A 22,612-nucleotide genomic window follows, 5' to 3' on the forward strand; every position below is an offset into this window, starting at 1 on the left:
GCATCATAGGCTCTACCCATGCATGACCCGAGCGATGGAACACTGATCCTGGCAGCCACACCGATCGGTTCGTCCGACGACGCCAGTCAGAAGTTGCGCGACGCTCTGACCTCGGCAGATCTCATCGCCGCGGAGGACACCCGCCGTTTCCTGACGTTGGCCAGGCGCCTCGGCATCACGCCGAAGGCGCGGGTCGTGAGCTACTTCGAGGGCAACGAGGCAAGCCGCACGCGCGAACTGGTGGAGGCGGTGGCCTCCGGGCAGCGCGTGGTGCTCGTCACCGACGCGGGCATGCCCTCGGTGAGCGACCCGGGGTACCGCGTCGTGACAGCCTGCATCGACGAGGGCCTGCGCGTGACGGCAGTGCCCGGTCCGTCGGCGGTGGTGACCGCGCTGGCGGTCTCCGGGCTGAAGGTGGACCGGTTCTGTTTCGAAGGGTTTCTACCGCGCAAGACGGGTGAGCGCCGGCGGCGGTTGGCCGCCCTCGCCACGGAGGAACGGACGATGGTCTTCTTCGAGGCCCCGCACCGGCTCCAGGAGTTCCTGACCGACGCCGCCACTGAGTTGGGCGAGGCGCGACGCGGGGCGATCTGCCGCGAACTCACCAAGCCGTACGAGGAGATCATCAGGGGGCCGCTCTCGGAGTTGGCGCAATGGGCCGCCGGCGAGGTGCGCGGTGAGGTCACCGTCGTCATCGGTGGCGCCGAGCCGCAGGAGACCTCGGCCGACGATGCGCTGGCGCTGGTTCGGCAGGCCATGGCCGGTGGTGCGAAACTGTCTGCGGCGGTGGCCGATGTCGCCAAGATCACCGGCACCAGCCGCAAGGCTTTGTACGCGGCCGCTCTGGCCGACAAGGAGAAGTGATGAGCGTCATCGACGAACTGGGGCTGCCCCCGCTGCCGGAGTCGTTGCCGCGCGCGGTGATCGACAACCACACGCACCTCACCTCGACGGAGGAGTACTCAGGCCTGAAGGTTGCCGACAACCTTCGCCTGGCCGCCGGGGTGGGGGTGACGAGGGTGATCGAGGTCGGCTGCGACGTGCCGAGTGCCCGGGCCGCCGTCGCGCTGGTGGAGGCAGACCCGCAGGTGCGCGCCGCGGTGGCGCTGCACCCCAACGACGTTGCCCGCACTTTCCTGAAGCACGGGGAGTCGCGGCTGGACGAAGACCTGGCGGTCATCGAGGAGTTGTGTGCGCATCCGGGTGTCGTGGCCGTGGGGGAGACGGGGCTGGACTACTTCCGCACGCGGGAGGCTGAGGGTCGCCGGGCGCAGGAAGTCGCCTTTCGGCGCCACATCCAGTGGGCAAAGCACCTGGGCAAGACGCTGATGATCCACGACCGTGACGCCCACGACGACATCCTGCGGGTGCTGGACGACGAGGGCGTGCCGGAGCGGTTCGTGATGCACTGCTTCTCCGGCGACGCAGATTTCGCTGCCCGGTGCCTCGAGAGGGGCGCCTGGCTGTCGTTCCCTGGCGTGGTCACGTTCGGCTCGGCGGAGTCGCTGCGCGAAGCCGCGCTCGCCACGCCGGCCGACCGGATCCTGGTGGAGACCGACGCCCCCTACCTCACACCCAGGCCGCAGCGTGGCAAGGCCAACGCGCCCTACCTGCTGCCGCACACCGTCCGGTTCCTGGCCCAACTGCTCGAGGTGGACCTCGCGGAGTTCTGTGACCAGTTGACCGCCAACACGTTCGCCGCATACGGCGGGAGGTGGGGAGATGCCTGAGACCGGACTGCTGGACCCGTCGTCGGTCCGCAAGATCGCCGCGGAACTGGACCTGCGCCCCACCAAGCAGCGCGGCCAGAACTTCGTGATCGACCCCAACACGGTGCGCCGCATCGTCGACATCGCTGAGGTGCAGGCCGACGACGTGGTGCTCGAGATCGGGCCCGGCCTGGGTTCCTTGACGTTGGGCCTACTGGAGCGCGGCGCCACCGTCGTCGCCGTGGAGATCGAGCAGCGGCTCGCGCGGCGGCTCGAGCAGACTGTTCGCGAGCGGATGGGCGGTGACGCGGCCGGGCGGCTGCATGTCGTCGAGGCCGACGCCCTCCAGGTGGAGCAGTTGCCGCTTGCGCCCACCGCGCTGGTGGCGAACCTGCCCTACAACGTGTCGGTGCCCGTGTTGCTGCGGATGTTCGAGTTGTTCCCGGACTGGACGCGTGGCCTGGTCATGGTGCAGTTGGAGGTGGCGGACCGGTTGGTGGCGCCACCCGGCTCCAAGGTGTACGGCGTACCCAGCGCCAAGGCCGCCTGGTACGCCGAGACGGCGCGGGTGGGCACCGTGCCGCCGAAGGTCTTCTGGCCGGTGCCCAATGTCGACTCGGGGCTGGTGCGGATCAGGCGCCGCCCCGCACCGGAGACGACGGCGACCCGCGCGCAGGTGTTCGAGGTGGTCGACGCGGCCTTCGCCCAGCGTCGCAAGATGTTGCGGGCCGCGCTCTCCGGGATGGCCGGGTCGTCGTCGGCGGCGGCCGCGGCGATCGAGGCGGCCGGGCTCGACCCGCAACTGCGCGGGGAAATGCTTGACATCGAGGCATTTGCGCGCATCGCCGAGCGACTTCTGGGGTAGGTTCATGCCGTGAGTAACACGGTGCGGGTGCGCGTACCTGCGAAGGTGAATCTCGCTCTGAGGGTCGGTGGGACCGACGCCCAGGGCTATCACCAGTTGGCAACCGTTTTTCAGGCCGTGTCGCTGGGCGACGAGGTCGCCGCTGAAGAAGCCCGAGCCGGCCAGTTCAGCCTCGCCTTCCACGGTGAAGGCGCCGCATTTCTGCCCGTGGACGACACCAACCTCGCCATCCGGGCCGCAAAGTTGCTTGCCCGGCACGCCGGGCGTGACGACGTGGGTGTCTCGTTGACCATCCGCAAGCGCATCCCTGTCGCCGGGGGCATGGCCGGCGGGTCAGCAGACGCCGCCGCGGTGCTCATGGCGTGTTCCGCGTTGTGGGGGTTGGGGCTCTCCCGCGAGGAGCTCCACCCGTTGGCCGCGGAACTGGGTTCCGACGTACCGTTCCTGCTGCTGGGAGGCACCGCGATCGGCACCGGCCGGGGCGAACAGCTGGCCCCGCTGATGACCGAGGGCACCTACCACTGGACGTTCGCGTTGTCGCACACCGGCCTGTCGACCCCCGCGGTGTTCAGGGAGTTCGACCGGGTCAGCACACCCAACGCAACAGACATCCCGCACGACCTGGTGGAAGCGCTCCGCGCGGGAGACCTCCCCGCGGTGGGGGCCGCGCTGTCCAATGACCTGGAGGAGGCTGCCATCGCGCTGCAGCCCACCTTGGCCCACACGTTGCGGTTGGGCCGCGATGCCGGCGCGCTTGGCGCCATCGTCAGCGGTTCGGGCCCCACGTGCGCCTTCCTGGCAGGGTCGGAGGCCCACAGCCATGAGATCGCCGAGGCGTTGGCCGTGTTCAGCGGTGTCCGCGCCGTCCGGCGTGCCTACGGCCCGGTTTCCGGAGCGCAGGTGATGCCGTGAGTGACGAGGTCGACGGCGTCGTCGCAGCCTGGGAACGGGTGCGCCCGGATCTGAAACTCGCGCCGCTGCAGGTGTGGTCCCGGATCGACCGCCTCGCCGGCACCTTGGCGGTCCAGCGCAAGGCGGCGTTCGCCCGCCACGAGATCGAGGGCTGGGAGTTCGACGTGCTCGCGGCGCTCCGCCGCGTCGGCAGCCCCTACCAGATGACGCCGGGGCAACTCCTCAAGGAGACCCACGTCACGTCGGGCACGATGACCAACCGCGTGGACCGGCTGGTGAGCAGGGGAGCGGTGACCCGCGAACCTGATCCCCACGACGGCCGGGGCGTGCTGGTGTCGCTGACGGACTACGGGCTGACGCTGGTGGACGCGGCGATGGCCACGCTGATCGAACTCGAGGCGGATCTGCTGGAGCACTGGAACCAGGCCGATCAGGACCGGCTGGCCAACTACTTGCGGCGCCTGCTCCTGGGTTCTTCCTGAGGCCCGTCCTCCACGGCAATCTTGTCGCGTCGCTTGTCGATGGTCTCCATGATCAGCTTCGGGTCCGGCTTGAGGTGCGCCATCCCGTTCCAGGCCAGGTTGATCAGGTGCCGGGCCACGATCTCGCGGGACGGCTCACGGCTGTCCAGCCACTGTTGACCCGTCTGTGCCACCAGCCCGACAAGGGCCTGCGCGTAGAGGCCGGCGAACTGGGGGTCGTGACCGGTGCGGCTGAACTCCGACGCGAGGATGTCTTCCACCTGCACCGCGATGTCGCTGAGGATCGACGCGAACGAGCCGCCGGTCTGGCCGGCGGTGTGGACCGACGACGGGTCGCGCGACAGGATGCGGAAACCGTCGGGCCGGTTCTCGATGTAGTCCAGCAGTGCCATCGCGCCTCGCTCGAGCAACTCGCGTGACCTTGCGCCGGGGGTGGTGAGGGCGTTGCGGATGGCGTTGTGGAGCGTCTGGGTCTCGCGGTCCACCACGACGGCGTAGGCGCCCTCTTTCCCGCCGAAGTGTTCGTAGACCACCGGCTTGGACACACCGGCCCTGGCCGCGATCTCCTCGACCGCGGTTCCCTCGTAGCCGCGCTCGGCGAACAGTTCGCGGGAGATCTCGATGAGCTGCTCCCTGCGTTGGACCGCCGTCATGCGCGTCCGCGAGCGGCGGGCACGGTTGGGCGCAGCGGGAGTGGTCACCCCTCCAGTCTGGCCCATCGCTCAGACGGGCGCCAACCATCCGATCTCTGCGGGCGACAACGCGCTGCGTCCGAGCGGCCGCCGGGGACGCGGGATGGATCAGGCCCGGGCGAGCCAGCACCCCTTGATGTGGTCATCCACGTGCCCGATCGCCTGCATGAGTGCGTACATCGTGGTGGGGCCGACGAAGCGGAATCCGCGCCGGCGCAATTCCTTGCTCAGCGCCACCGACTCGTCGGTGCTGGCCGGCACGTCGAACCCCGTCAGGGGTGCCTGCTCCCGCGGCCCCGGCGCGTACTCCGCGATCAGGTCCGCCAGGCGTTCGCCGTCCTCGTGCATCTTGTTGAGCGCCCGGGCGTTGGCGATGGTGGCGAGGATCTTCAGACGGTTACGGATGATGCCCGGGTTGGCCATGAGCTCCTCCACGTCGTCCTCAGTGAATTGAGCGACGATGGCGGGATCGAAGCCCGCGAACGCCTCACGGAAGGTGTCCCGTTTGCGCAGGACGGTCAGCCAGCTCAGACCGGCCTGGAAACCTTCGAGGCAGACCCGTTCGAGCAGCTCGCGTTCGTCGTCGGAATGGTCGAGGGGGCGGCCCCACTCGTCGTCGTGGTAGGCCTGATACAACGGGTCATCGGCGCCGAAGCAACGCACCTTGTCCATCTGGTTCTCCTTCGTGGCAGGAACAAGTCTCCCCTCCACTGTGGCCGGTGCGCCAGCCGATTTTCGATGGCTTTGGCTCCTGTGGATAACCGGGCTGTCGGCTTGATAGACTCTCGGGAGCCTCAGATGAGGCTGATCCCCGGTTGGTCTTTCGGTAGGGCCCGCCTGACTTTGAATCAGGATTAGCGAAGCAGGTTCGACTCCTGCCCGGGGAGCTGAAAAAGCACTTGACAAGGCAAGGCCCCCTCTGGCTCCAACGGGGCGGGTCCGAGCGTCCTCACAGGTAGCGGCCCCGGCGATGCTCGAGGGCCTCCATCTCGGACTCAGGTAGCTCGAGGGATTCCACCACGGCCCGCACGAGCAGCCCCCACCCGGCATGCCCCGGATCCGCGTCGACGAGTCGTACACCGGCCCAGGCCGCAGCGTGGACCAGGCGGGGGCCGTGGGCGTCGTCGCTCCACTCTCCGGTGCGGAAGGGCCCGCCAGGTGACGGCGCCACCCGGGCGAACACGTCGGAGAGCCAGCCCTGCCCCTGGCGCAGCACGTTGACGGTGGCCAACTCAGTCCTTCGGAACAGATCCCACCAGTCGCTGTCCTCGTCCACGAGCGCCACCAGTTCAGCGGGTTCTCCGTCGGCCACCAGCACGGACGAGATGGTCCATCCGTCGCGGGTGGTGCCTTCGGCGCTGGTCCAGATCGTGACCGGGGAGGGCATCAGGCCGCGGAGCCTGCGAACCGGGTCGCGCCGGTCTCGCGGTGGCAGGAACGGATGGTCACTGTGGATCGACATGGTTCCAGTGTTCCCCACTGGGACGGCCGCCGATGCTGGCCGCGCAGGCGCGGCTTCTCCACATGAGCACGTGGTTGATCGCGCAACAAGTTTGAGCGATGACGCTGGAGGAGTCCCGTTTCCGGCACGGTGACCCGCTGCCCTGCCTAAGTTCACCGAACGACTCGAAGGAGTCGTGACTGTTGAGCGACAAGGTTGTCGTTGCCGCAGCGGGTGGCTTCCCGCTGCTCAGGATCAAGGAGGAGACCTGACGTGACCAATCCATTCAAGGCGTCAAGACGCGGCTTCCTGGCCGGAGGAGTCGGCGCGGGGATACTGGCCGCCGCTGGCGCCGGCGTAGCAGCCCACGCCAATCTGGGCGCGCAGGACAGTGCCGCCCCCAGCAACGTCGGGGGCCCCCGCCCGATCGGCCAGGAATCGATGGTGGAGGTTCCATTCGAACAACTCGGCACCGTCCGGATCGGCCTGGTGGGACTCGGCAACCGGGGCCACAGCATGGCCTCCGGATGGGCACGGCAGCCCGGCGCACAGGTGGTTGCGGTGTGCGACATCCGTGACGATCGCGCCCAGCGCACCGCAGACACGCTGCAGGCAGAGACGGGGACCAGACCCGCCACCTACGGCGGGTCGGCGGATTCCTATCAGAAGATGTACGCCGAGATGGACCTGGACCTGGTCTACGTCGCCAGTCCGTGGGAATTCCACTACGCACAGGGGCGAGACGCTCTGTTGGCGGGCGCGCATGCGATGGTGGAGCTGCCCGTCGCCATGGAGCTCGACGAGTTGTGGAGCCTGGTCGACACGTCGGAACAGACCCGCAAGCACCTCATGCTGGCGGAGAACTGCAGCTACGGCCGCAACGAGCTGGCGATGCTGAAGATGGCCCACGAGGGGGTCTTCGGCGATGTCCACAACGGCCACGGGGGTTACCTCCACGACCTGCGGAGCCTGCTGTTCGCCGACGGGTACTACACGGACGACTGGCGCCGCCTGTGGCACACCCGGCTCAACGCCAGCTTCTACCCGATGCACGGCCTGGCGCCGATCGCAGCGGCGATGGACATCAACCGCGGGGATCGTTTCACGACGCTGTCGGCGACGGCGACCCCGGCGAAGGGCCTCGCTGACTACCGGGAACGCTACGTCTCGCGCAACCATCGCTCCTGGAACGAGACCTACGTCAACGGCGACCTCATCACCTGCATGATGACCACCGACATGGGCCGCATCGTGCGCGCCGAGCACGACGTCTCCACGCCGCGTCCGTACAGCCGGATCAACAGCCTGGCCGGCACGCGCGGCCTCATGGAGGACTACGTCGGTGGTGGCTCCGGCGCCCGGATCTACATGGAGCCTGACCACACCGACCACGGCTGGCGCGATTTCGGCTCCTACCGCAGCGAGTACGACCACTGGCTGTGGACCGAGGTCGGCGGCCAGGGCGGCCACGGGGGCATGGACGGACTCATGCAGTGGCGCACCATCCAGCTCATGCGCACGGGCGGGATCCCCGACATCGACGTCTACGACTCGGCGGCCTGGTGTTCACCGGTGCCGCTGAGCGCCGCCTCACTTGCGCTCGGCGGACAGCCGGTGGACGTCCCCGACTTCACGCGCGGTGACTGGAAGTTCCCGCGTCTGGGGCTCGACTCCCAGCCCGGAACCATGCCGGGGGCCTGACCGATGCAGACAATGATCTCTTCCCTCCGAACCGCGTCGCGCAGAACCAAGGCGGCCACCGCCATGGTCACCGCCGTGGTGCTCGCACTGTTCGGGGTGTTCGTCGTCAGTCCCTCGCTGGCCCAGGGGGAGGTTCTGGCGGTCGAAGTGTCGATCGCACCCGTGAACCTCGACGGGCCCGTGATCTCCGACATCGCCGTCACCCTCACCAATACCAGCGGCAAGGCCGTCAGCGACATCGCCGTCGAGGTGACCGGGCCCATCAACTGGACGCTGTACCCGAGGGTGCACCACGTCGAGGCTGAACTGGCGGCCGACGAGTCGATCGTCCTCACCACCGAGATCCACGCCCCCAACGACCCGCCCAGCGCCACCACCCGCACGTTCAGGGCCAGCGCCAACTACGAGACCAGTCCTGGCGTCCGCGAGACGTCCACGGCCACCCGCCAGCAGCCTTCGGGTGAACTGGTGGTCCTGACTCTCGAGGAGGCCCGCAACAACGTGGGAACCACCACCCTCGACACCGTCGAGCTCGGCGACTACGACGGCGAAGGAAACTCCTTCTCCCGCGAACTGCTGGCAGAGCTCGGGGTCACCCCGGGAGCCGCGCTGGAGGTCGGCGGCGCCACCTTCACGTGGCCCGACGTCGAACCGGGCCAGCCGGACAACGTCTCCAGCCGGGGGCAGGCCATCTCCCTCGAGGGCAGCGGCACCACGATCGCAGTGCTGGGCAGCGGGCTGGGTGCCTCGGGTGTGTCCGGGGAGTTCACGGTGAACTACTCCGACGGCACGAGCTCCACCGGCATGGTGGGCTTCGGCAACTGGTTCTCGGCCACACCGGCCTTCGACGAAGTGGTCGCATTCGCGATGAACGGACGCAACACGCCAGACGGCCTGGCCAACACGGAGTACCGCTACGGGATCTACCTCAGCACGTTCGACATCGATCCCTCCAAGACGGTCGAGTCCGTGCTCCTGCCCAACGCACCGGCGCTGCGGATCTTCGACATGGCCTTCGTCGGACCCGCGGCCTCGCCGACGCCGAGCGAGTCGCCGACGCCGAGCGAGTCGCCGACGCCGAGCGAGTCGCCGTCGGTGTCGCCGAGCCCGTCGGTGTCGCCGAGCCCGTCGGTGTCGCCGAGCCCGTCGGTGTCGCCGTCGGCCTCGAAGTCGCCGTCCGCCAAGCCGACGACGCCACCGGCCACTCCGACATCTCCCCGCGTCGACAAGTTCGTGCCGCAGGCGCCGTACACCAAGGCCGGCACGCACAACATCAACGGTCGTCAGTGGATGACGTCGTGTGAGTCGTACTCGCAGACGCAGCGGTGCCGCACTGAGATCTGGGCCACGGTGGTTCAGATCGAGAACGGTGAGTTCGTCCGTGAGTCGGGTTGGGCCTTCAACAACTTGACGTACCTGCCGTACATGACCCGTGAGGCGTGGAAGGGTAACCCGCTGGGTGACCTCGGCTCGACTCAGAACGGTCAGTTCTCGTCGGCCGGTCGTCAGTGGCGCACGGAGTGCGACACCGCCGCGACCGGTCGGGGCGCGTGTCGCTCGTACACGATGACGACCGTGTATGCGGCGACTGCCAAACCCGGCGGTGGTTACGCGTTCAGCCAGTCGAACCAGTGGGTGTTCAACAACATTGTGATGTTCGGAGGCCCAGAGAAGCGCTGACCGTCGTCGGGTGATCCCGCCGCTGGTTGAGCCGACCGCCTCCGAGCTTGCGAGGGACCCGGTCGGGTCGAGACCTCTGAAGCTGCCAGGCTTCAGGGGTCTCGGCATCTCCAGGGTCGGTCGGTGAGCATCCCCTACGGGGCAGGAGCCGAGGCTGCGCGGCACTGGCCGCCGCGCAGCGGCCCGTCGACTGCGGCGCTGACGTAGCAGATGGCGAAGAGGACTCAGCGGAAGCTGTCACGGGGCGCGTGGCGGCCCCCTCGTGGCTCAGCGCTCCCCGTGAGAGGTCCGGCTCACCCCGCGAGAGTGCCGCCGAAGACCTGCCAGGCAAGCAGCGACTTCGCCACCAGGCTGAGGATGATGTAGCTGCGCTCCCCGAACAGGTAGTCGGCCCATCGACCCTTGGCGCGGTACTGCAGCCACTGGTTGAGCCCGAACACGTTGAAGAACAGGAAGAGCGACACGACGATGGCGTAGACGAAGCCGGGCGGCTCGGCGTCGGACCCCGGGGCGATGGTGTAGAACAGGATCGCCAGCCAGGGGACTATCCCGGCTATGCAGCCGAAGATGAAGGGTAGGAAGCCCCCGGTGCCCGCAACTTCGTACTTTTCCTGCAGCCATCCGAACAAGATCATTGAGACGTTCGCCCCGGCGATCCCGATGAGCGCGGAGACGTCAGTGATCCCCACCAACTGTGAGATGACGACGATCATGAGGGTGGACGAGAAGGAGTACTCCACCCAGCGGGCGCGATTGATCTGGCGGGACAGATCCCTGACATAGCTTCGGAACCACACGGTGCCGACGATGAGATGCGCCAGGAACGAGAGGAACAGGAAGCCGGCGACTGCGAGGCCCGTGGGTAGATCCGCCAGCACCGTCGCGGGGCCGGGCGGCGTTCCGGGCGGCCCCGCCAGGTAGGAGGCCGTGATCGGCAGCGCGAAGTCCGTGGCCAGAATCAGCACCGCTATCGCCTGAGCCAGATGGAGCCCCGCAGCCCCCAGGTTCAGGGTACGGAGTCTGCCCTGCTCCGATGTCGTGATCTCGCGTGACCTCATTTTGACAATTTAGCTGCAGCCTCTCCCGCTGGGGCGATCCACGCAATTTCTCGATCCGCACCGCTCTTGCGGGGGTGACGGAGGCCATCGTCGACCCATGGGGCAGCCCCGACGTGACCAGCGGAGACTAGCCATCCGCCCACCTATTACCTGCCACAAGCGAGTTTTGCGGAGGGCGCGTTGCGGGCCGCGCCCGGCGGGTCCTTCTGCGAGTGGAAGGGATCGGCACGCTACCTGGACGTGCACGGTGGTGGCAGTGTCGCGCCGGCGGTGGCATGGTTCTACCCGTCGCCAGCCGAGCCCTTCGCCCCACTCCTGGATCACGTGGCGCTATACGCCGGGCCGATGGACGCGTGCCTCGTCGACGGCGAGAGGGTCACCCCGCAACCCGGTGGGTTCTACGGGGGGTGGATCACCTCGACGGTGAGCGGGCCGTTCAAGGGACTTCCTGGATCCAGTGGGTGGTGAGACAGCGGACCAGGACGAACGCGGCTGCTGCGCCGGTGCCGGATGAATCAGGCGCCCGACAACGCCTATGTGGGGGCCGACGAGGCTGCGCGGCACTGACCGCCGCGCAGCGGCCCACCGGCGGCGGCGCTGATGTAGCAGATGTCGAAGAGCCCGGCGGTGAGAGGGAGGGCGCTCCAGGCGATCGATGCCAGGCCGAGCGCACTTCCGCGGCCCGCAAGGCCGGCGGCCAGGAAAGCAGCGCCGGCGACCACCCTGAAAACGCGGCCGCTGGGGCTGTTGACCCACCTGCCGAACCTCGACCTGTTGAAGGACTCCGCCATGGCGCTCATGCGCGCATCGTAGGCATCCCGGCATGCCGGGAGCAATGGCTCACGGCTGTGGACGTGCGGCCCCCGGCGGTTCGGCGGCGGCCGGACCGGCGTGGATAGGGCGCAGAGATTCTGACCGAACGCTCCGATATTGACCCTATGCTCTTTTATAATAGCTCACATGAGCGGCGTGGGGGATCTGGTGCAGCAGGGCATCGCCGCGCTCTGGCACGCCGCTGCCGCCCTGAGTGCTGACCCCGTGGTGTCTTCTACCAGGCGGTTGAGCCTGGTTGATCAGGTGGCACAGGCGAAGGCGCAGTTAGCCGGCCTGGAACTGCACCTGCTCCATGAGGCCCGGCTCGCCGCCGACGACGCGACGGTGGATGGGGTGAAGCAGTCGGTGCGCACCACCACGGCGCAGGCCACCGCGTCGCTGAAACTGGCGCTGGATCTCGGGGAGCGGTTCCCGCTGATCGCCGGAGCCTTGAACGACGGGGAGATCTCCTTGGCGCAGGCCGAGGCGATCGTCTCCGGGCTCCGGAAGCTACCCGGCCGGTTGACGCAGGCAGATCTGGTGGAGTGCCAGAGGTCGGTTCTTGAGCATGTGGACACCCTGGGCCCGGCCGAGTTGCGGGAGTTGGCGTCGCGGCTGGTCGAGGTGATCGATCCTGACCTTGCCGACGCCGACGAGGCGAAACGCCTGGCGGCCGAGGAGCGGGCCGCGCGGCGAGGCAGGTTCCTGCGCCTTTCGCCGGACTACCACGGCTCGATCCGGATCACCGGCCTGCTGCCGGTGGCGGATGCCGCGTTGTTGGCGGCGCAGCTGGAGGCGTTGCTGCCGTCGGCCTCCTCGTACGTGGACGCGGGCGAGACGCCGGGGCCGGATGTTCGCCGCGCCGACGCGCTGGTGCTGCTCGTCCAGGCCGCGGGCGCGTCCGGCGAGCTTCCGGCTCATGGCGGGGACCGGCCGCGGGTCTACATCACCATGAAACTCGACACCCTGGCCTCCGGCCTCGGGACGGTCGGGTTTCCGGGCCTCGACGTCGACGGCCTCACCGCTGGCGAGGCCCGTCGCCTCTCCTGCGACGCGGGCGTGATCCCGATGGTGCTCGGCACCAGCTCCCAGCCGTTGGACGTCGGCCGCGAGCGTCGGTTGTTCACCCCCGCCATCCGCGCCGCCCTGGTTCTCCGTGACGGGGGCTGCGCGTTCCCCCACTGCACCGCCAGGCCAGCCTCATGTGAGGCGCACCACATCGTCCCCTGGTGGGCTGGCGGGAAGACCTGCCTGGGCAACATGGCTAGTTGTAAGGCTGCCCTCCGAAACCAGGGAGTTAGTCGGCCCCCAGCCCGTCCACAATCTCTGCAATGCGTGCATATAGACTCTCTGGAGAGCGGGCACTGGAGGGGTGCTGGAGGTGACTCATCACTTTGCCCAACTCGAAGAGCGCCGCGCGATCCGAGGTGGATCGACGTTCCACCGCCTCCGCTATTCGTTCGGCGATTTCGCCCGGCAAGAGTGTCTCGGCGCGGCGACCGAGGTAGTCGAAGTACATTGACTCCGTCATCCCGCCTCCCTTGAGAGATTTCGGGCTGGCGGCTGCGACTTTGCCTGGATCTGTCAGTGTCCGGACCGACTCCTGCAAGTCCCGTAACTGCTTTCCCATTTCGGACAGCTCAGCGATAACCGCTCTCTCTGGTTCAGTCGCCTCAGCGGTGGTCTTGAGTTGGCCGAACAGGATCCTCACGGGGTTCATGGTTCTAGCTAGCCTGTCGTCAGTTTGGTCGCCATCTGCGTTCTGGAAATGTTTCACCAGTTCCGCATGTGCTTTGTGCGCCTCGTCCACACGAAGGCCGTAGCGAATCACCCTGTCATCGGCGAAGTCGAACGGGGGGCCCCCTGGTTCTTGTTGCATGAGGATCACCGGCTTGCCTGCTGCGTGGGCAATGGCTACCTCATACATGACATTGGGGTTACGGCCAGTGAGATCCGCGACGCACACGTCGGCGTCAATGATCGAGGTCACAACCTTGCCTGTGATTGAGCCAGGACTGTGGTGCTCGTCCGCTCGTTCCGGAACCGCAAACCCTCCCGCTTCGGCGGCCGCGGGTTTAATGATTCGGTCCAGACAGATCTTGGCAAAATCAGCGCCATTTGCGTCGAGTTTGTCAATAGGAGCGATGACGAATACGGACTTCAGCGACGTTGGTTGCGGGTCTGACATGAAGCCAAGGGTGTCACATCGGTGCAGGTGGCGCCTGCTGCACCATGCTTTATAGGAACCAACTACCTCGGAATGCCGGTTCGTCAACAGATTCCTAGGCCGCGGACCCACGGATGGGGCACTTGACTTGAATTAGCAACATAACTCGTTCGGTGTTCTGGGCAGAGCCGGGGCTGGTGGTTGGCGGCAGTCACCTTCCCCCTGAGGCCGCTTAGGGGCCCCGGCCGTCGCTTTAGCGACGGTTGGGGGCGGCCGGTCGCCGACCACGGGCCCCGGCCCTTCCGCTTCGAATCACATGGGTGTATCTTTGTTGGCGAACCCGAGTCGGTTGCACTCCAGGACCGAGGGTATTTGCACGTGGCCCGCCTGGAGGGGTCGAGCGCACCGGTAGGCCAGTGACGAGAAACCGCTCAGCCATTGATTTGAAGAGGCCCACTCTGGGGCAAGCCCGGAGACGCTGGCCTCTTTGCTTTTCTAGATTTTCTGCCCTTGCAGCGAGGTCGGCACGTTCCGTGTTGTCTTCCTGGAGGGCTTGCTGATCGTGTCTGCGCACGATGGTGTTTCTCGTTTGATGGAGCCGGTCCCGGCTCGGTGGGTACTCAATGTGTATCCCGGTGCCGGTGAGGCCGGTGGTTGTTTCGTGCCGTCCCTGGCGCGGCGTTCGGTTGGGGTAAAGGGTGCTGCTGCTGATCCGGAGCGGGCTGCTGCGGAGGCTGGCCGGCGCGCTCGGGGGATCGTGCGGCGGTACTGCGCGCATAACCGGTTGTCGCGGCTCGGGACCCTCACGTATCGCGGTGAGGGCTGCCATGATCCGCGTCAGGTCCGCGCCCATGTCGGCGTATTCTTCCGACGTCTGAGGGATGAGCTGGACGGCGACCCACTGCCGTATCTGTGGGTTCCTGAGTGGCACAAGTCCGGTCACGGCTTGCACCTGCATTTCGCGGTGGGCCGGTTCATCCCCCGGACCCTTATCGATGAGGCCTGGGGTCACGGGTTCGTCCACATCAAGCAGTTGTCGGGTGTTCCTGCCGGTTCGGGTGGCTGGGGTCAGGCCCGGCGGGCGGCGGGGTATCTGTCGAAGTACGTCGCGAAGTCGTTCGGGGAATCGGAGGATGGTCGTCCGGCGGGTCTGCATCGGTTCGACCGTGCGCAGGGATTCAACCCTGTGGTGGAGCGTCTCTCCGGCTCGACCCGCAATGAACTGATCGAGCAGGCGTGTGGGCTGTTGGAGAACCGGATCGCTCGCGTGTGGTCCTCAGATGAAGCCGATGATTGGCGCGGCGCTCCGGCGGTGTGGGTGCAGTGGGCATGACCGGCCGGTACTTCGCGGCGGAGACCGTGGAGGCGTGGGTGACTGCGTCGTGTGAGGCGCAAGGGGTTCCGGTGGTGGTGAACGATTCCGTCGTCGTGGCGGATGTGGTGGTGCTGTTGACGGGTCGCGCGGCCCCGCCGATACCGAAGCGGCTTGCCGCGGGATCGGCGGGCCGACCTGCCGTCTCAGAGCCTCCAAACCGGAGTGACCCGGTTCGGATCAACGCTGCGGGCTCCCGGGGTTCCGGGTCCGATCACGGCATGATCCAGAACCGCGGCCACGATCTGCGATTGACGCGATAGGTCCAGCTCAGCGAACTGGGTCTCCAAGTCGTCGGTTCTACTGAAGTCGAGGTAGTCCAACGCGTAGACCCTGGCGGCCTGCGCCAACAGTCGCTGCGCAGTCTTGACCCGCAGATCGACGACATCTCTGGCTGCGCGCCACTCCTGCCTGCTCATCTCCCCGCTAGCCAGCATCTCGGCAAGCTCCTTCAGCTGGGCCTGGTCCCTGGCAAGGCCTGCCCTGATCGCGTCGGCCTCGATCTCGGGGCGAGCCCGTCCGGCGATCGCGTCGAACAGCGTGGGGCTCGCCAGCCGGGCCAGCACTCCCCGGCAGACGAGTTCCTCGACCGGCTCGGCTTCGATCATGCATCCACCGCAGCCCCGATGGTCGGGGCCCTGCAGACAGACGTAGCGGCGCCTGTCCTGCCGTGCGGCGGCGAACAGTTTCCCTCCGCACTTGTGACAGCGCAGCATCCCCGAGAGCACATAGCGGCGGGGCGTGCGGCGTCCGCTGTTCTTGCCTGCCTCGACGCGGGCCAGCATCGCGTCTCGCTGCTCCGGGGTGATGATCGCCTCCCACACCGCCGGACCCACAATCTGCCCGCCGTGAGCCCGCAACCCCGCAAGCCGCGCTGACAGCAGCATCGTCCGTAGCCCGGTTGACGTCCAGTCTCGGCCAGTGGGGGTCTTGACGCCCTCGCGCTGCGCCCAATCCGCTAACGAGCGCCACGACTCACCCGCCAGATACCGCGCTGCCATGTCGCGGATGACCCCCGCCTCGACTTGATCCACGGTGACTCGATCCTCGATATAACCGAACGGGCGATTCGTGCCGCCCATCGACGGCAATCCCTTCTCCGCCATCTCCAAGGCCTTGCGCTTGAGCCGTCTGGACTTCGAATCCGACTCGCTGGCCGCGACCGTGGCCAGAATCCTCAGCACCATCAGCCCGTCACCACTGAGCAGGTCGGCGTCACCGGCCACGAACTTCACCGGTGTCCTGGTCGCCTGGCACAACGCAACGAACTCCTCCAACTCAATCGGCCGCCTGGTCAACCGGTCCATGTGATAGATCACCACCGCGTCACGGCGCCCGGCCCGAATGTCCTCAACCATGCGCCGATAAGCAGGACGCTTCTTCCCGCTGTGCGCGGAAATGTCATTGTCGGTGTACACCTCCGCCACCGGCCACCCCAACCGGTCCGCCAACTCCTGACAGTCGATCCGCTGGCGTTCCACCCCCAACCCCGTACCGTCCTGGTCCTGACTGATCCTCGCGTAGATCGCTGCCGCCGCTACCTGCTTCCCCATAAGGGCAGACTAGCAACTCACATGCAACGCGGTGCTGTTGTGTCCGCACCACCACCGGCTGGTGGAGCCAGACCCTCAACAGTCAGCCGAGTCGCAGTGGCAGGTCCACCTGGATCCGGCCACCGGAAGGCCATGGTTCACCCCACCCAGACACATCGACCCCGCCCGCAGGCCCAGGCAACACCGAAGACACCTGCTGCGCGAACTCGTGGCCTCCGCCAAGGCATCACCCTGCCCACCCGAGGCAGACGGAACCAACTACGGCCTGGATGAACTCCTCGAACGCAGCGCGACGATCTGGCACGCGGACGGCGGGAATGGTTCTGCGCCAAGCGGCACCGCGCCAGCACGGGTCACCGTCCGGCCGAGAGGCCGGCTCCCTGTGGGAACCGGCCTCTCCTTCCGTCGACGATGACGGCGATCCACGCAACCGCTGATCAACGCAACCGCATCGAAATCAGTTCGCCCTGCGGCGGATCGAAGAGGGCCTTGGTGGTGGCGTAGAGCGTCGAGCCCTCGACTTCTACGTCAACCGCCATCGGGAGCGCCTCGTAGAGGCTCACAGCCCGGGTATCGGCATCGACCTTGTAGATGCCCTCGCCGAACAGGGACGCGATGTACAGGTTGCCGTCGCCGTCGAAAGCCAGACCTGTGGGGGTCATGAGGCCGTCGACGTAGAGCTCGTGGTGGCCACTGGCGACGTCAATGCGATGCACCGAACCGCGGGCGCCCAGGCTCGGGTCTTCAGGTCCACCGGGAAGCAGGCCGACGTACAGCATGCCGTCGGGCCCGAACTCAAGATCAGTCGGCACCGCTTCGAAGGCGTACTCGAGGCCGGCGCAGGACGGCACTCCCAGCATCTCCGCCGCTTCGGCCGTGATCTCCGCGGGCTGTGGGGGAAGGACTGCCACGGTGCTGATGCTGCCGGTCTTCAGGTTGATGTCCAGGACGGCATTCGCGCCGGCGTCGGCCACGTAGGCGGTGTTGCCGCGCACTGCGAGCGAGTAGGCGTGGGAGTCCACTTCGACGTCAGCGCCGGTGTAACTGGCGGGGAATCCAACCACTCCCAGCTCGGCGACACAGTCGGGATTGGCCACCGCGTCGGCAGGGGACAAGCCGTATTGAACGTCCGCATCGAGGTTGTTGTCTATCTCATACTGCGCGATCTGGTCCGTGATGGTGGTCACATTGCCCGCCGCATCGATGGCCTTCAGGGTGCCCACCATGGGGCTCGGGTCGAATGGGCCTGCGCCCACGCTCTCCAGGAAGTACAAGGTGCTGCCGCGATAGTCCGCACCGCCCACCTCCCATCCGGGGGAGGAGTACACGGTGGTGGACTCGCCCTTGCTGACAGTTGTCAGCATCCCGGCGAACGACTGTGAGATGGCCACAGTGCCGCCCGGGCCCACGGCGAGGTGGAGTGGAGTGATGAGCCCGTCCTGCAGGACGGTGGGGCCTGGGTCGGGCGGTGCTGCCTGGGACATGCCCGCCGGCACGAGCGCGAGGAGGGTGGCAGAGGCTAGAGCGACGCTGCGGAACTTCATGAGATCCCCTTTGGACGCAGAGCCGGCCGACGTGGCCGGTCGCATAAGGGCCAGCCTCATCTGAGGCGTGAGTCATGTCAATAGTTTTCATGCCTGGGAAACTGCGCTGACCATGATCCACGCGGCCGGTCGTCGCGCTTCGCTAGGGTTCAGATATGCGAGAGCGTAAAGACATCAAGAGCTGGCTGACGGACATGGACGGCGTGCTGGTGCACGAGAACGTCGCGCTGCCCGGAGCCGTCGAACTCATCGAGCAGTGGAAGGCCGACGGCACCGAATTCCTCGTCCTCACCAACAACTCGATCTTCACGCCCCGCGACCTCGCGGCCCGCCTCCGTGCCTCCGGCCTGGACGTTCCCGAGGAGCGACTGTGGACGTCCGCGCTGGCGACAGCTGATTTCGTGTCCCAGCAGAAGCCCGGTGGCTCCGCCTACGTCATCGGCGAAGCGGGCATCATCACAGCTCTGCACGAGCGCGGCTTCATCATGACGGACCGAAACCCGGATTTCGTGATCGTGGGGGAGACGCGCACCTACTCCTTCGAGCAGGTGACCACCGCCATCCGGCTGATCGCGGCCGGTGCCCGCTTCGTGGTCACCAATCCGGACGCCACGGGTCCGAGCCCGGATGGCATCATTCCGGCCACCGGCGCCATCGCGGCTCTGATGACCGAAGCCACCGGCCTGAAACCTTATGTCGTCGGCAAGCCGAACCCCATGATGTTCCGGTCGGCGCTGAACAAGATCGGCGCCCACTCGGAGGAGACGGGCATGATCGGCGACCGGATGGACACCGACATCGTTGCCGGCATGGAAGCCGGGCTGCACACGGTGCTGGTGCTGACGGGAATCGAGACCCGGGAGAGCCTGAAGATCCGGCCCTTCCGTCCCGTCGAGGTACTCGACGGGGTGCATGAGCTGGTCAGGGACTTTCGCGGCCCTGTCCACGAGGAGGGATGACCTCGTGCCTCACGACAACGTGAGGAATCTGAGCCGGGGTCGCAGCCCGCGGTAGGCGGCGCAGTGATGCTAGACCTTTAGGGGCCCGTGGGTGCGGATTCATCGTCCGGACATCTGCCGTCCATCTGGGCGAAACCCGTTGTTGGCGCTGGTGGATTAGTCAGTAAGGCAGGACATTTCCCACCTCCAGGAGCCCCCATGCCAATCCTGTCCACCCGCTCTGTGTGCGCGCTCGCGACAGCCGCGTCGCTGATCAGCCTCTCGCTGATCACCCCGGCGCAGGCCGAGCCAACCGCATTCCGCGACGATTCCCCCATCGTCATCCCGAACGTGCAACTCGCCCCCGAAGGCACCCTGCTGACCAACCGCGAGGACGCGGCGATCGCGCCCGGCGTGCACTACACGTCGTTCGACCGGTACGAACCCAACGGCTGGGTCCGCGGCGACCTGCTCACGCTCGACCTGACCAGCGACGGTTTCCACCTCGACTACGTGAACTCCGGCAAGGTGGCCAAGACGGACACGCTGAGCCGCCAGCTGACCAATGCCGGGGCCATCGCCGGCGTCAACGGTGACGGTTTCGACATCAATGACACCGGCGCGCCCGTCGGGCTCGGGATCCGCCGCGACGGCGAGGTCGTCTCCGGCTACGCCGAAGGCACCGCGCAGCGGCGCGGCCCCAGCGCGGTCATCGGCAAGGACGGCCTGGCCCGGGTCGCGCAGCTCTTCCTCGAGGCCAGCGCCACCGACGGCGAACACACCTTCCGCGTCGACTACCTCAACGCACCGCACGTATCGGCCGGCACCATCGGCCTGTTCACGCCCGAGTGGGGCGACGTGGCCGTCTCCCGCACCCTGGATTCCGGGGCCACCCCCTGGCAGGTGCTGCTGCGCGACGGCGTGGTCGTCTCGTCCGGACCCACCGTCGACGCCGCGCAGCTGGCCGACAACGAGCAGGTCCTCATCTCCCGCGACGGCGGTGCCACGAAGCTGGCCGAGTTCACCGTCGGCGAGAGCGTCGACGTCGAGTACGCCATGCGCGACTCCGACGACATCGCTGCCGCCATCAACGGCTTCTTCCCCGTGGCCATTGACGGCGAGGTTGTGACCGGCAACACCACGGACCTCCACCCCCGCACCGTGCTGGCGCTGACCCGCGACGGCAGCCGGATGGCGCTCATGACCGTGGACGGCCGCCAGGCCAACTCCCGCGGCATGACCGAGGTGGAGACCGCAGACTTCTTCCTCAGCAAGGGCTTCCACCACGTCCTCAACCTCGACGGCGGCGGCTCCTCCCAGCTGAACGCCCGCCTCGCGGGCCAGGACGCGGCCACCATCCGCTCGGCACCGTCCGACGGCGGCGAGCGCCACACTGCCAACTCGCTCGGGATCTTCCCCACCGACGACGGCTCCGGCCAGGCCAGGGGTTACTCCGTGGTCGCCACCAACTCTCTGATGCAGTCGGCCGACGCGGACGCCTCGAAGGACCTGCACATCTTCACCGGGCTCAGCCGCGTCGTCACCGCGCAGGCGTTCGACGAGACCTACGCGCCCGTCGATGCCGCACCGAAGTTCACCGTGCTCGGTGAGAACGCCCGCGTGGGCGCCACCGACTCGGCCGACACCGTCGTGCTCACCGGCCGCGCCGCCGGCACCACCGAACTCGTCGTCGGCCGGGGCCAGGACGTGAGCAGGCAGGAGATCCTCGTGCTCGGCCGGCCCGTGCGCATCTCCACCAGCACCCCGCAGGTCCGTTTCGCCTCCATCGAGGCCCGGGACACTTTCCAGGTCTTCGGTCATGACGAGCGGGGCTTCACCACCTGGATCGAGCCGCGCGACGTCCAGCTCGACTACGACTCGGCCCTGATCTCCATCACCGCGGAGGGGGACCACTTCGTCGTCACGCCCAAGGTTGAATCCGGCTCGGCCCTCATCAAGGTGGCCGCAGCCGGCATCCAGACCGAGCTCGCCGCCAGCATCGGCCTGGCCAGCACCGTCGTCGACACCATGGACTCCATGACCGGCTGGTCCGCCACCAAGTTCCCCGCAGCGGTGGGTGCCTCGGCCTCCCTCGCAGTGGGTCAGGGTCGCGACGGCGGCAACGCCATCGCCCTCGACTACTCGCTCACCGGCACCACCGCCACGCGCGCCGCCTACCTGGGCATCAACCCCACCATCACGCTCAGCGGCACCCCGCAGAAGATCGGCGCGTGGGTCCACGGCGACGGCAAGGGGGCATGGCTCCGCGCCAACGTCTACGAGGCGACCGGCGGCTCGGCCAAGACCATCAACATCGCCTCCAAGGTGGACTGGACGGGCTGGCGCTACGTGGAGGCCGACGTGCCGGCGGGCCTCAACATGCCGCTGCGCTTCTTCCGCCTCTACCTCGTGGAGACGAACCCCGCGATGCAGTACTCCGGGCGCGTGCTGATCGACGACCTCACCGTCCGCTCCGCCCCCGATCTCCCGGCGCTCACCATCCCGCGGGAGACCACCCCGGTCCTCGTCACCGACGGCTCGGTGCCTGAGAGCTTCTGGCGCTACGCCGTCGTCTCCGACGCCCAGTTCACCGCCGACAACCCCACCTCCGACGTCGTGGCCCAGGCCCGGCGCACCCTTCGTGAGGCGCTGGCCGCGAACCCCGAGTTCATCGTCATCGCGGGCGACTGGGTGGACCGCGGCTTCGCAAGGGACATCGCGCTGGCCAAGCGGGTCATCGACGAGGAGGTGGCCGGCCGGGTCCCGGTGCACTACGCCCCGGGCAACCACGAGTACGCAGGCCCCTCCAGCCTGACCGAGTGGATCAAGGTCTTCGGCGAACCCAGCCACACCTTCGACCACAAGGGCACGCGCTTCATCTTCCGTTCGACGCCGGGCTACACCCTGCGCTCGGGCGGCTTCGACCAGATCGTGGACCTCAAGGCCCAGCTCGACGCCGCCGCCACCAACGAAGCGGTGCGCAACGTCGTCGTGGTCCAGCACCACCCGATGACCGACCCCTCCGCGACGGGCGGCTCGGCGCTCAGCGACCCGAAGGAGGCCACGATGCTGGCCGACTGGCTCGCCGACTTCGCCCTGACGTCCGGCAAGGGCGTCGCCCTGCAGGCGGCGGGCGTGGGCGTCTTCCACGCCTCCAGCACCGACGGCGTGCTCCAGCTCATCAACGGCAACGCGGGCAAGGGGCCCTCGGGTGACCCGGCCTGGGGCGGTTTCACCGGCTGGACGCTGGTGGGTATCGATCCCGCCGCCGAGCCGCAGCCGCTGGACGAGCGCCGTTGGGAGGAGCCCCGACAGTGGATGTCGGCGGAGTTCCGCCCGCACGTCGACCGACTGGAGGTGAGCGCCCCAGAGACGGTCGCCGTCGGGGCGGCCGTCGAGGTCACCGCCGAGGTGGTCCAGGAGAACCGCCGGGTGCCGGTGCAGTACCCGGTGGCGGCTGACTGGACCGTTTCGGAAGGAGTGGAGTTCGATCCCGCCACCGGCCGGCTCGTGGTACTCGTGGCCGGAACGCACACCGTTTCGGTGACGGTCAACGGCACGACGACGGAAGCCACCATCGTGGCCTCCTGAGCGTCCATACCCGGTCGGGGGCTCCGCGGATCACCGCGGAGCCCCCGTCGTTTCGTGTCGTGCCCTGCGTTCGGGCTGGTAGTTTCTGGGGTGA

The 22,612-nt window shown here is 67.6% G+C and carries 18 protein-coding genes, 1 tRNA gene and 1 pseudogene; 13 read left to right on the plus strand and 7 right to left on the minus strand.

Annotated features, from left to right (window positions below; translation table 11 throughout):
- The first annotated feature begins 18 nt into the window (after nucleotides 1-18).
- From rsmI to ACZK4S_RS04065, 5 genes are read left to right on the plus strand one after another with little or no spacing between them, the layout of a single operon-like run.
- The gene (gene rsmI, locus ACZK4S_RS04045) at nucleotides 19-864 is read left to right on the plus strand and encodes a 16S rRNA (cytidine(1402)-2'-O)-methyltransferase (RefSeq protein WP_463643452.1); all 846 of its coding nucleotides are present in this window, start codon (nucleotides 19-21) and stop codon (nucleotides 862-864) included.
- Nucleotides 864-1,730 carry a TatD family hydrolase gene (locus ACZK4S_RS04050; protein ID WP_463643453.1) on the plus strand — a complete coding sequence of 289 codons (867 nt, stop codon included), beginning with the start codon at nucleotides 864-866 and terminating at the stop codon, nucleotides 1,728-1,730. Before rsmI ends, ACZK4S_RS04050 begins: the two co-directional genes overlap by 1 nt.
- The gene (rsmA, locus tag ACZK4S_RS04055; protein ID WP_463643454.1) at nucleotides 1,723-2,574 is read left to right on the plus strand and encodes a 16S rRNA (adenine(1518)-N(6)/adenine(1519)-N(6))-dimethyltransferase RsmA; all 852 of its coding nucleotides are present in this window, start codon (nucleotides 1,723-1,725) and stop codon (nucleotides 2,572-2,574) included. Before ACZK4S_RS04050 ends, rsmA begins: the two co-directional genes overlap by 8 nt.
- Nucleotides 2,575-2,583: 9 nt before the next feature.
- Nucleotides 2,584-3,486, plus strand: a complete 903-nt coding sequence (locus ACZK4S_RS04060; RefSeq protein ID WP_143570892.1) for a 4-(cytidine 5'-diphospho)-2-C-methyl-D-erythritol kinase — start codon at nucleotides 2,584-2,586, stop codon at nucleotides 3,484-3,486.
- On the plus strand, nucleotides 3,483-3,968 hold the full coding sequence (locus tag ACZK4S_RS04065; RefSeq protein WP_076060077.1) for a MarR family winged helix-turn-helix transcriptional regulator: 486 nt from the start codon (nucleotides 3,483-3,485) through the stop codon (nucleotides 3,966-3,968). Before ACZK4S_RS04060 ends, ACZK4S_RS04065 begins: the two co-directional genes overlap by 4 nt.
- Here ACZK4S_RS04065 and ACZK4S_RS04070 read toward each other — a convergent pair.
- Together ACZK4S_RS04070 and ACZK4S_RS04075 are read right to left on the minus strand one after the other, a co-directional pair.
- Nucleotides 3,935-4,621 (minus strand): TetR/AcrR family transcriptional regulator, encoded by a 687-nt coding sequence (locus ACZK4S_RS04070; protein WP_255433508.1) that lies wholly within the window; start codon nucleotides 4,619-4,621, stop codon nucleotides 3,935-3,937. The genes ACZK4S_RS04065 and ACZK4S_RS04070 overlap by 34 nt on opposite strands.
- A 147-nt stretch (nucleotides 4,622-4,768) precedes the next feature.
- The gene (locus tag ACZK4S_RS04075) at nucleotides 4,769-5,332 is read right to left on the minus strand and encodes a DNA-3-methyladenine glycosylase I (protein WP_076060072.1); all 564 of its coding nucleotides are present in this window, start codon (nucleotides 5,330-5,332) and stop codon (nucleotides 4,769-4,771) included.
- A 136-nt stretch (nucleotides 5,333-5,468) separates the two neighbouring features.
- On the opposite strand from ACZK4S_RS04075, the gene ACZK4S_RS04080 reads away from it, so the two are divergent.
- Nucleotides 5,469-5,547, plus strand: a tRNA-Gln gene (locus tag ACZK4S_RS04080).
- A 62-nt stretch (nucleotides 5,548-5,609) separates the two neighbouring features.
- On the opposite strand, the gene ACZK4S_RS04085 is transcribed toward ACZK4S_RS04080, so the two are convergent.
- Nucleotides 5,610-6,122 (minus strand): flavin reductase family protein, encoded by a 513-nt coding sequence (locus tag ACZK4S_RS04085; RefSeq protein ID WP_076060070.1) that lies wholly within the window; start codon nucleotides 6,120-6,122, stop codon nucleotides 5,610-5,612.
- Nucleotides 6,123-6,374: 252 nt separating this feature from the next.
- On the opposite strand from ACZK4S_RS04085, the gene ACZK4S_RS04090 reads away from it, so the two are divergent.
- Together ACZK4S_RS04090 and ACZK4S_RS04095 are read left to right on the plus strand one after the other, a co-directional pair.
- On the plus strand, nucleotides 6,375-7,802 hold the full coding sequence (locus ACZK4S_RS04090; protein ID WP_076060067.1) for a Gfo/Idh/MocA family protein: 1,428 nt from the start codon (nucleotides 6,375-6,377) through the stop codon (nucleotides 7,800-7,802).
- A gap of 12 nt (nucleotides 7,803-7,814) precedes the next feature.
- Entirely contained in the window at nucleotides 7,815-9,482 is a 1,668-nt protein-coding gene (locus tag ACZK4S_RS04095) for a beta-sandwich domain-containing protein (RefSeq protein ID WP_158069044.1), read from the plus strand.
- A gap of 293 nt (nucleotides 9,483-9,775) precedes the next feature.
- On the opposite strand, the gene heR is transcribed toward ACZK4S_RS04095, so the two are convergent.
- Nucleotides 9,776-10,540 carry a heliorhodopsin HeR gene (gene heR, locus ACZK4S_RS04100; RefSeq protein WP_463643455.1) on the minus strand — a complete coding sequence of 255 codons (765 nt, stop codon included), beginning with the start codon at nucleotides 10,538-10,540 and terminating at the stop codon, nucleotides 9,776-9,778.
- Nucleotides 10,541-10,675: 135 nt separating this feature from the next.
- Here heR and ACZK4S_RS04105 point away from each other — a divergent pair.
- Nucleotides 10,676-11,008: pseudogene (locus ACZK4S_RS04105) on the plus strand (DUF427 domain-containing protein); the annotation flags it as partial.
- 65 nt (nucleotides 11,009-11,073) lie between these two features.
- Here ACZK4S_RS04105 and ACZK4S_RS04110 read toward each other — a convergent pair.
- Nucleotides 11,074-11,340, minus strand: a complete 267-nt coding sequence (locus ACZK4S_RS04110; protein ID WP_463643456.1) for a hypothetical protein — start codon at nucleotides 11,338-11,340, stop codon at nucleotides 11,074-11,076.
- A 160-nt stretch (nucleotides 11,341-11,500) separates the two neighbouring features.
- Here ACZK4S_RS04110 and ACZK4S_RS04115 point away from each other — a divergent pair, with 160 nt between their 5' ends.
- Nucleotides 11,501-12,898, plus strand: a complete 1,398-nt coding sequence (locus tag ACZK4S_RS04115; RefSeq protein ID WP_463643457.1) for an HNH endonuclease — start codon at nucleotides 11,501-11,503, stop codon at nucleotides 12,896-12,898.
- Between the two features lie 1,184 nt (nucleotides 12,899-14,082).
- Nucleotides 14,083-14,853, plus strand: a complete 771-nt coding sequence (locus tag ACZK4S_RS04120; protein WP_463643825.1) for a rolling circle replication-associated protein — start codon at nucleotides 14,083-14,085, stop codon at nucleotides 14,851-14,853.
- Between the two features lie 185 nt (nucleotides 14,854-15,038).
- Here the strand turns inward: ACZK4S_RS04120 and ACZK4S_RS04125 are convergent, their stop codons facing one another.
- Together ACZK4S_RS04125 and ACZK4S_RS04130 are read right to left on the minus strand one after the other, a co-directional pair.
- Nucleotides 15,039-16,445 (minus strand): recombinase family protein, encoded by a 1,407-nt coding sequence (locus tag ACZK4S_RS04125; protein ID WP_463643458.1) that lies wholly within the window; start codon nucleotides 16,443-16,445, stop codon nucleotides 15,039-15,041.
- 437 nt (nucleotides 16,446-16,882) lie between these two features.
- Complete coding sequence (locus ACZK4S_RS04130) at nucleotides 16,883-17,989, minus strand: ScyD/ScyE family protein (RefSeq protein ID WP_463643459.1); 1,107 nt, start codon at nucleotides 17,987-17,989, stop codon at nucleotides 16,883-16,885.
- A gap of 155 nt (nucleotides 17,990-18,144) precedes the next feature.
- Here ACZK4S_RS04130 and ACZK4S_RS04135 point away from each other — a divergent pair, with 155 nt between their 5' ends.
- Together ACZK4S_RS04135 and ACZK4S_RS04140 are read left to right on the plus strand one after the other, a co-directional pair.
- Entirely contained in the window at nucleotides 18,145-18,948 is an 804-nt protein-coding gene (locus ACZK4S_RS04135) for an HAD-IIA family hydrolase (protein ID WP_463643460.1), read from the plus strand.
- A gap of 198 nt (nucleotides 18,949-19,146) precedes the next feature.
- The gene (locus ACZK4S_RS04140) at nucleotides 19,147-22,518 is read left to right on the plus strand and encodes a phosphodiester glycosidase family protein (RefSeq protein ID WP_463643461.1); all 3,372 of its coding nucleotides are present in this window, start codon (nucleotides 19,147-19,149) and stop codon (nucleotides 22,516-22,518) included.
- Nucleotides 22,519-22,612 lie beyond the last annotated feature (94 nt).

The sequence above is a fragment of the Tessaracoccus zhenghani genome, assembly GCF_055326325.1.

Bases quoted from the DNA above. Each gene is read 5' to 3' on its own strand.
- heR (WP_463643455.1), bottom strand. From the start codon at position 10,540: ATGAGGTCACGCGAGATCACGACATCGGAGCAGGGCAGACTCCGTACC.
- ACZK4S_RS04140 (WP_463643461.1), top strand. From the start codon at position 19,147: ATGCCAATCCTGTCCACCCGCTCTGTGTGCGCGCTCGCGACAGCCGCG.
- ACZK4S_RS04130 (WP_463643459.1), bottom strand. From the start codon at position 17,989: ATGAAGTTCCGCAGCGTCGCTCTAGCCTCTGCCACCCTCCTCGCGCTC.
- ACZK4S_RS04125 (WP_463643458.1), bottom strand. From the start codon at position 16,445: ATGGGGAAGCAGGTAGCGGCGGCAGCGATCTACGCGAGGATCAGTCAG.
- ACZK4S_RS04050 (WP_463643453.1), top strand. From the start codon at position 864: ATGAGCGTCATCGACGAACTGGGGCTGCCCCCGCTGCCGGAGTCGTTG.
- rsmI (WP_463643452.1), top strand. From the start codon at position 19: ATGCATGACCCGAGCGATGGAACACTGATCCTGGCAGCCACACCGATC.
- ACZK4S_RS04085 (WP_076060070.1), bottom strand. From the start codon at position 6,122: ATGTCGATCCACAGTGACCATCCGTTCCTGCCACCGCGAGACCGGCGC.
- ACZK4S_RS04135 (WP_463643460.1), top strand. From the start codon at position 18,145: ATGCGAGAGCGTAAAGACATCAAGAGCTGGCTGACGGACATGGACGGC.
- rsmA (WP_463643454.1), top strand. From the start codon at position 1,723: ATGCCTGAGACCGGACTGCTGGACCCGTCGTCGGTCCGCAAGATCGCC.
- ACZK4S_RS04110 (WP_463643456.1), bottom strand. From the start codon at position 11,340: ATGAGCGCCATGGCGGAGTCCTTCAACAGGTCGAGGTTCGGCAGGTGG.
- ACZK4S_RS04095 (WP_158069044.1), top strand. From the start codon at position 7,815: ATGATCTCTTCCCTCCGAACCGCGTCGCGCAGAACCAAGGCGGCCACC.
- ACZK4S_RS04075 (WP_076060072.1), bottom strand. From the start codon at position 5,332: ATGGACAAGGTGCGTTGCTTCGGCGCCGATGACCCGTTGTATCAGGCC.
- ACZK4S_RS04070 (WP_255433508.1), bottom strand. From the start codon at position 4,621: ATGACGGCGGTCCAACGCAGGGAGCAGCTCATCGAGATCTCCCGCGAA.
- ACZK4S_RS04115 (WP_463643457.1), top strand. From the start codon at position 11,501: ATGAGCGGCGTGGGGGATCTGGTGCAGCAGGGCATCGCCGCGCTCTGG.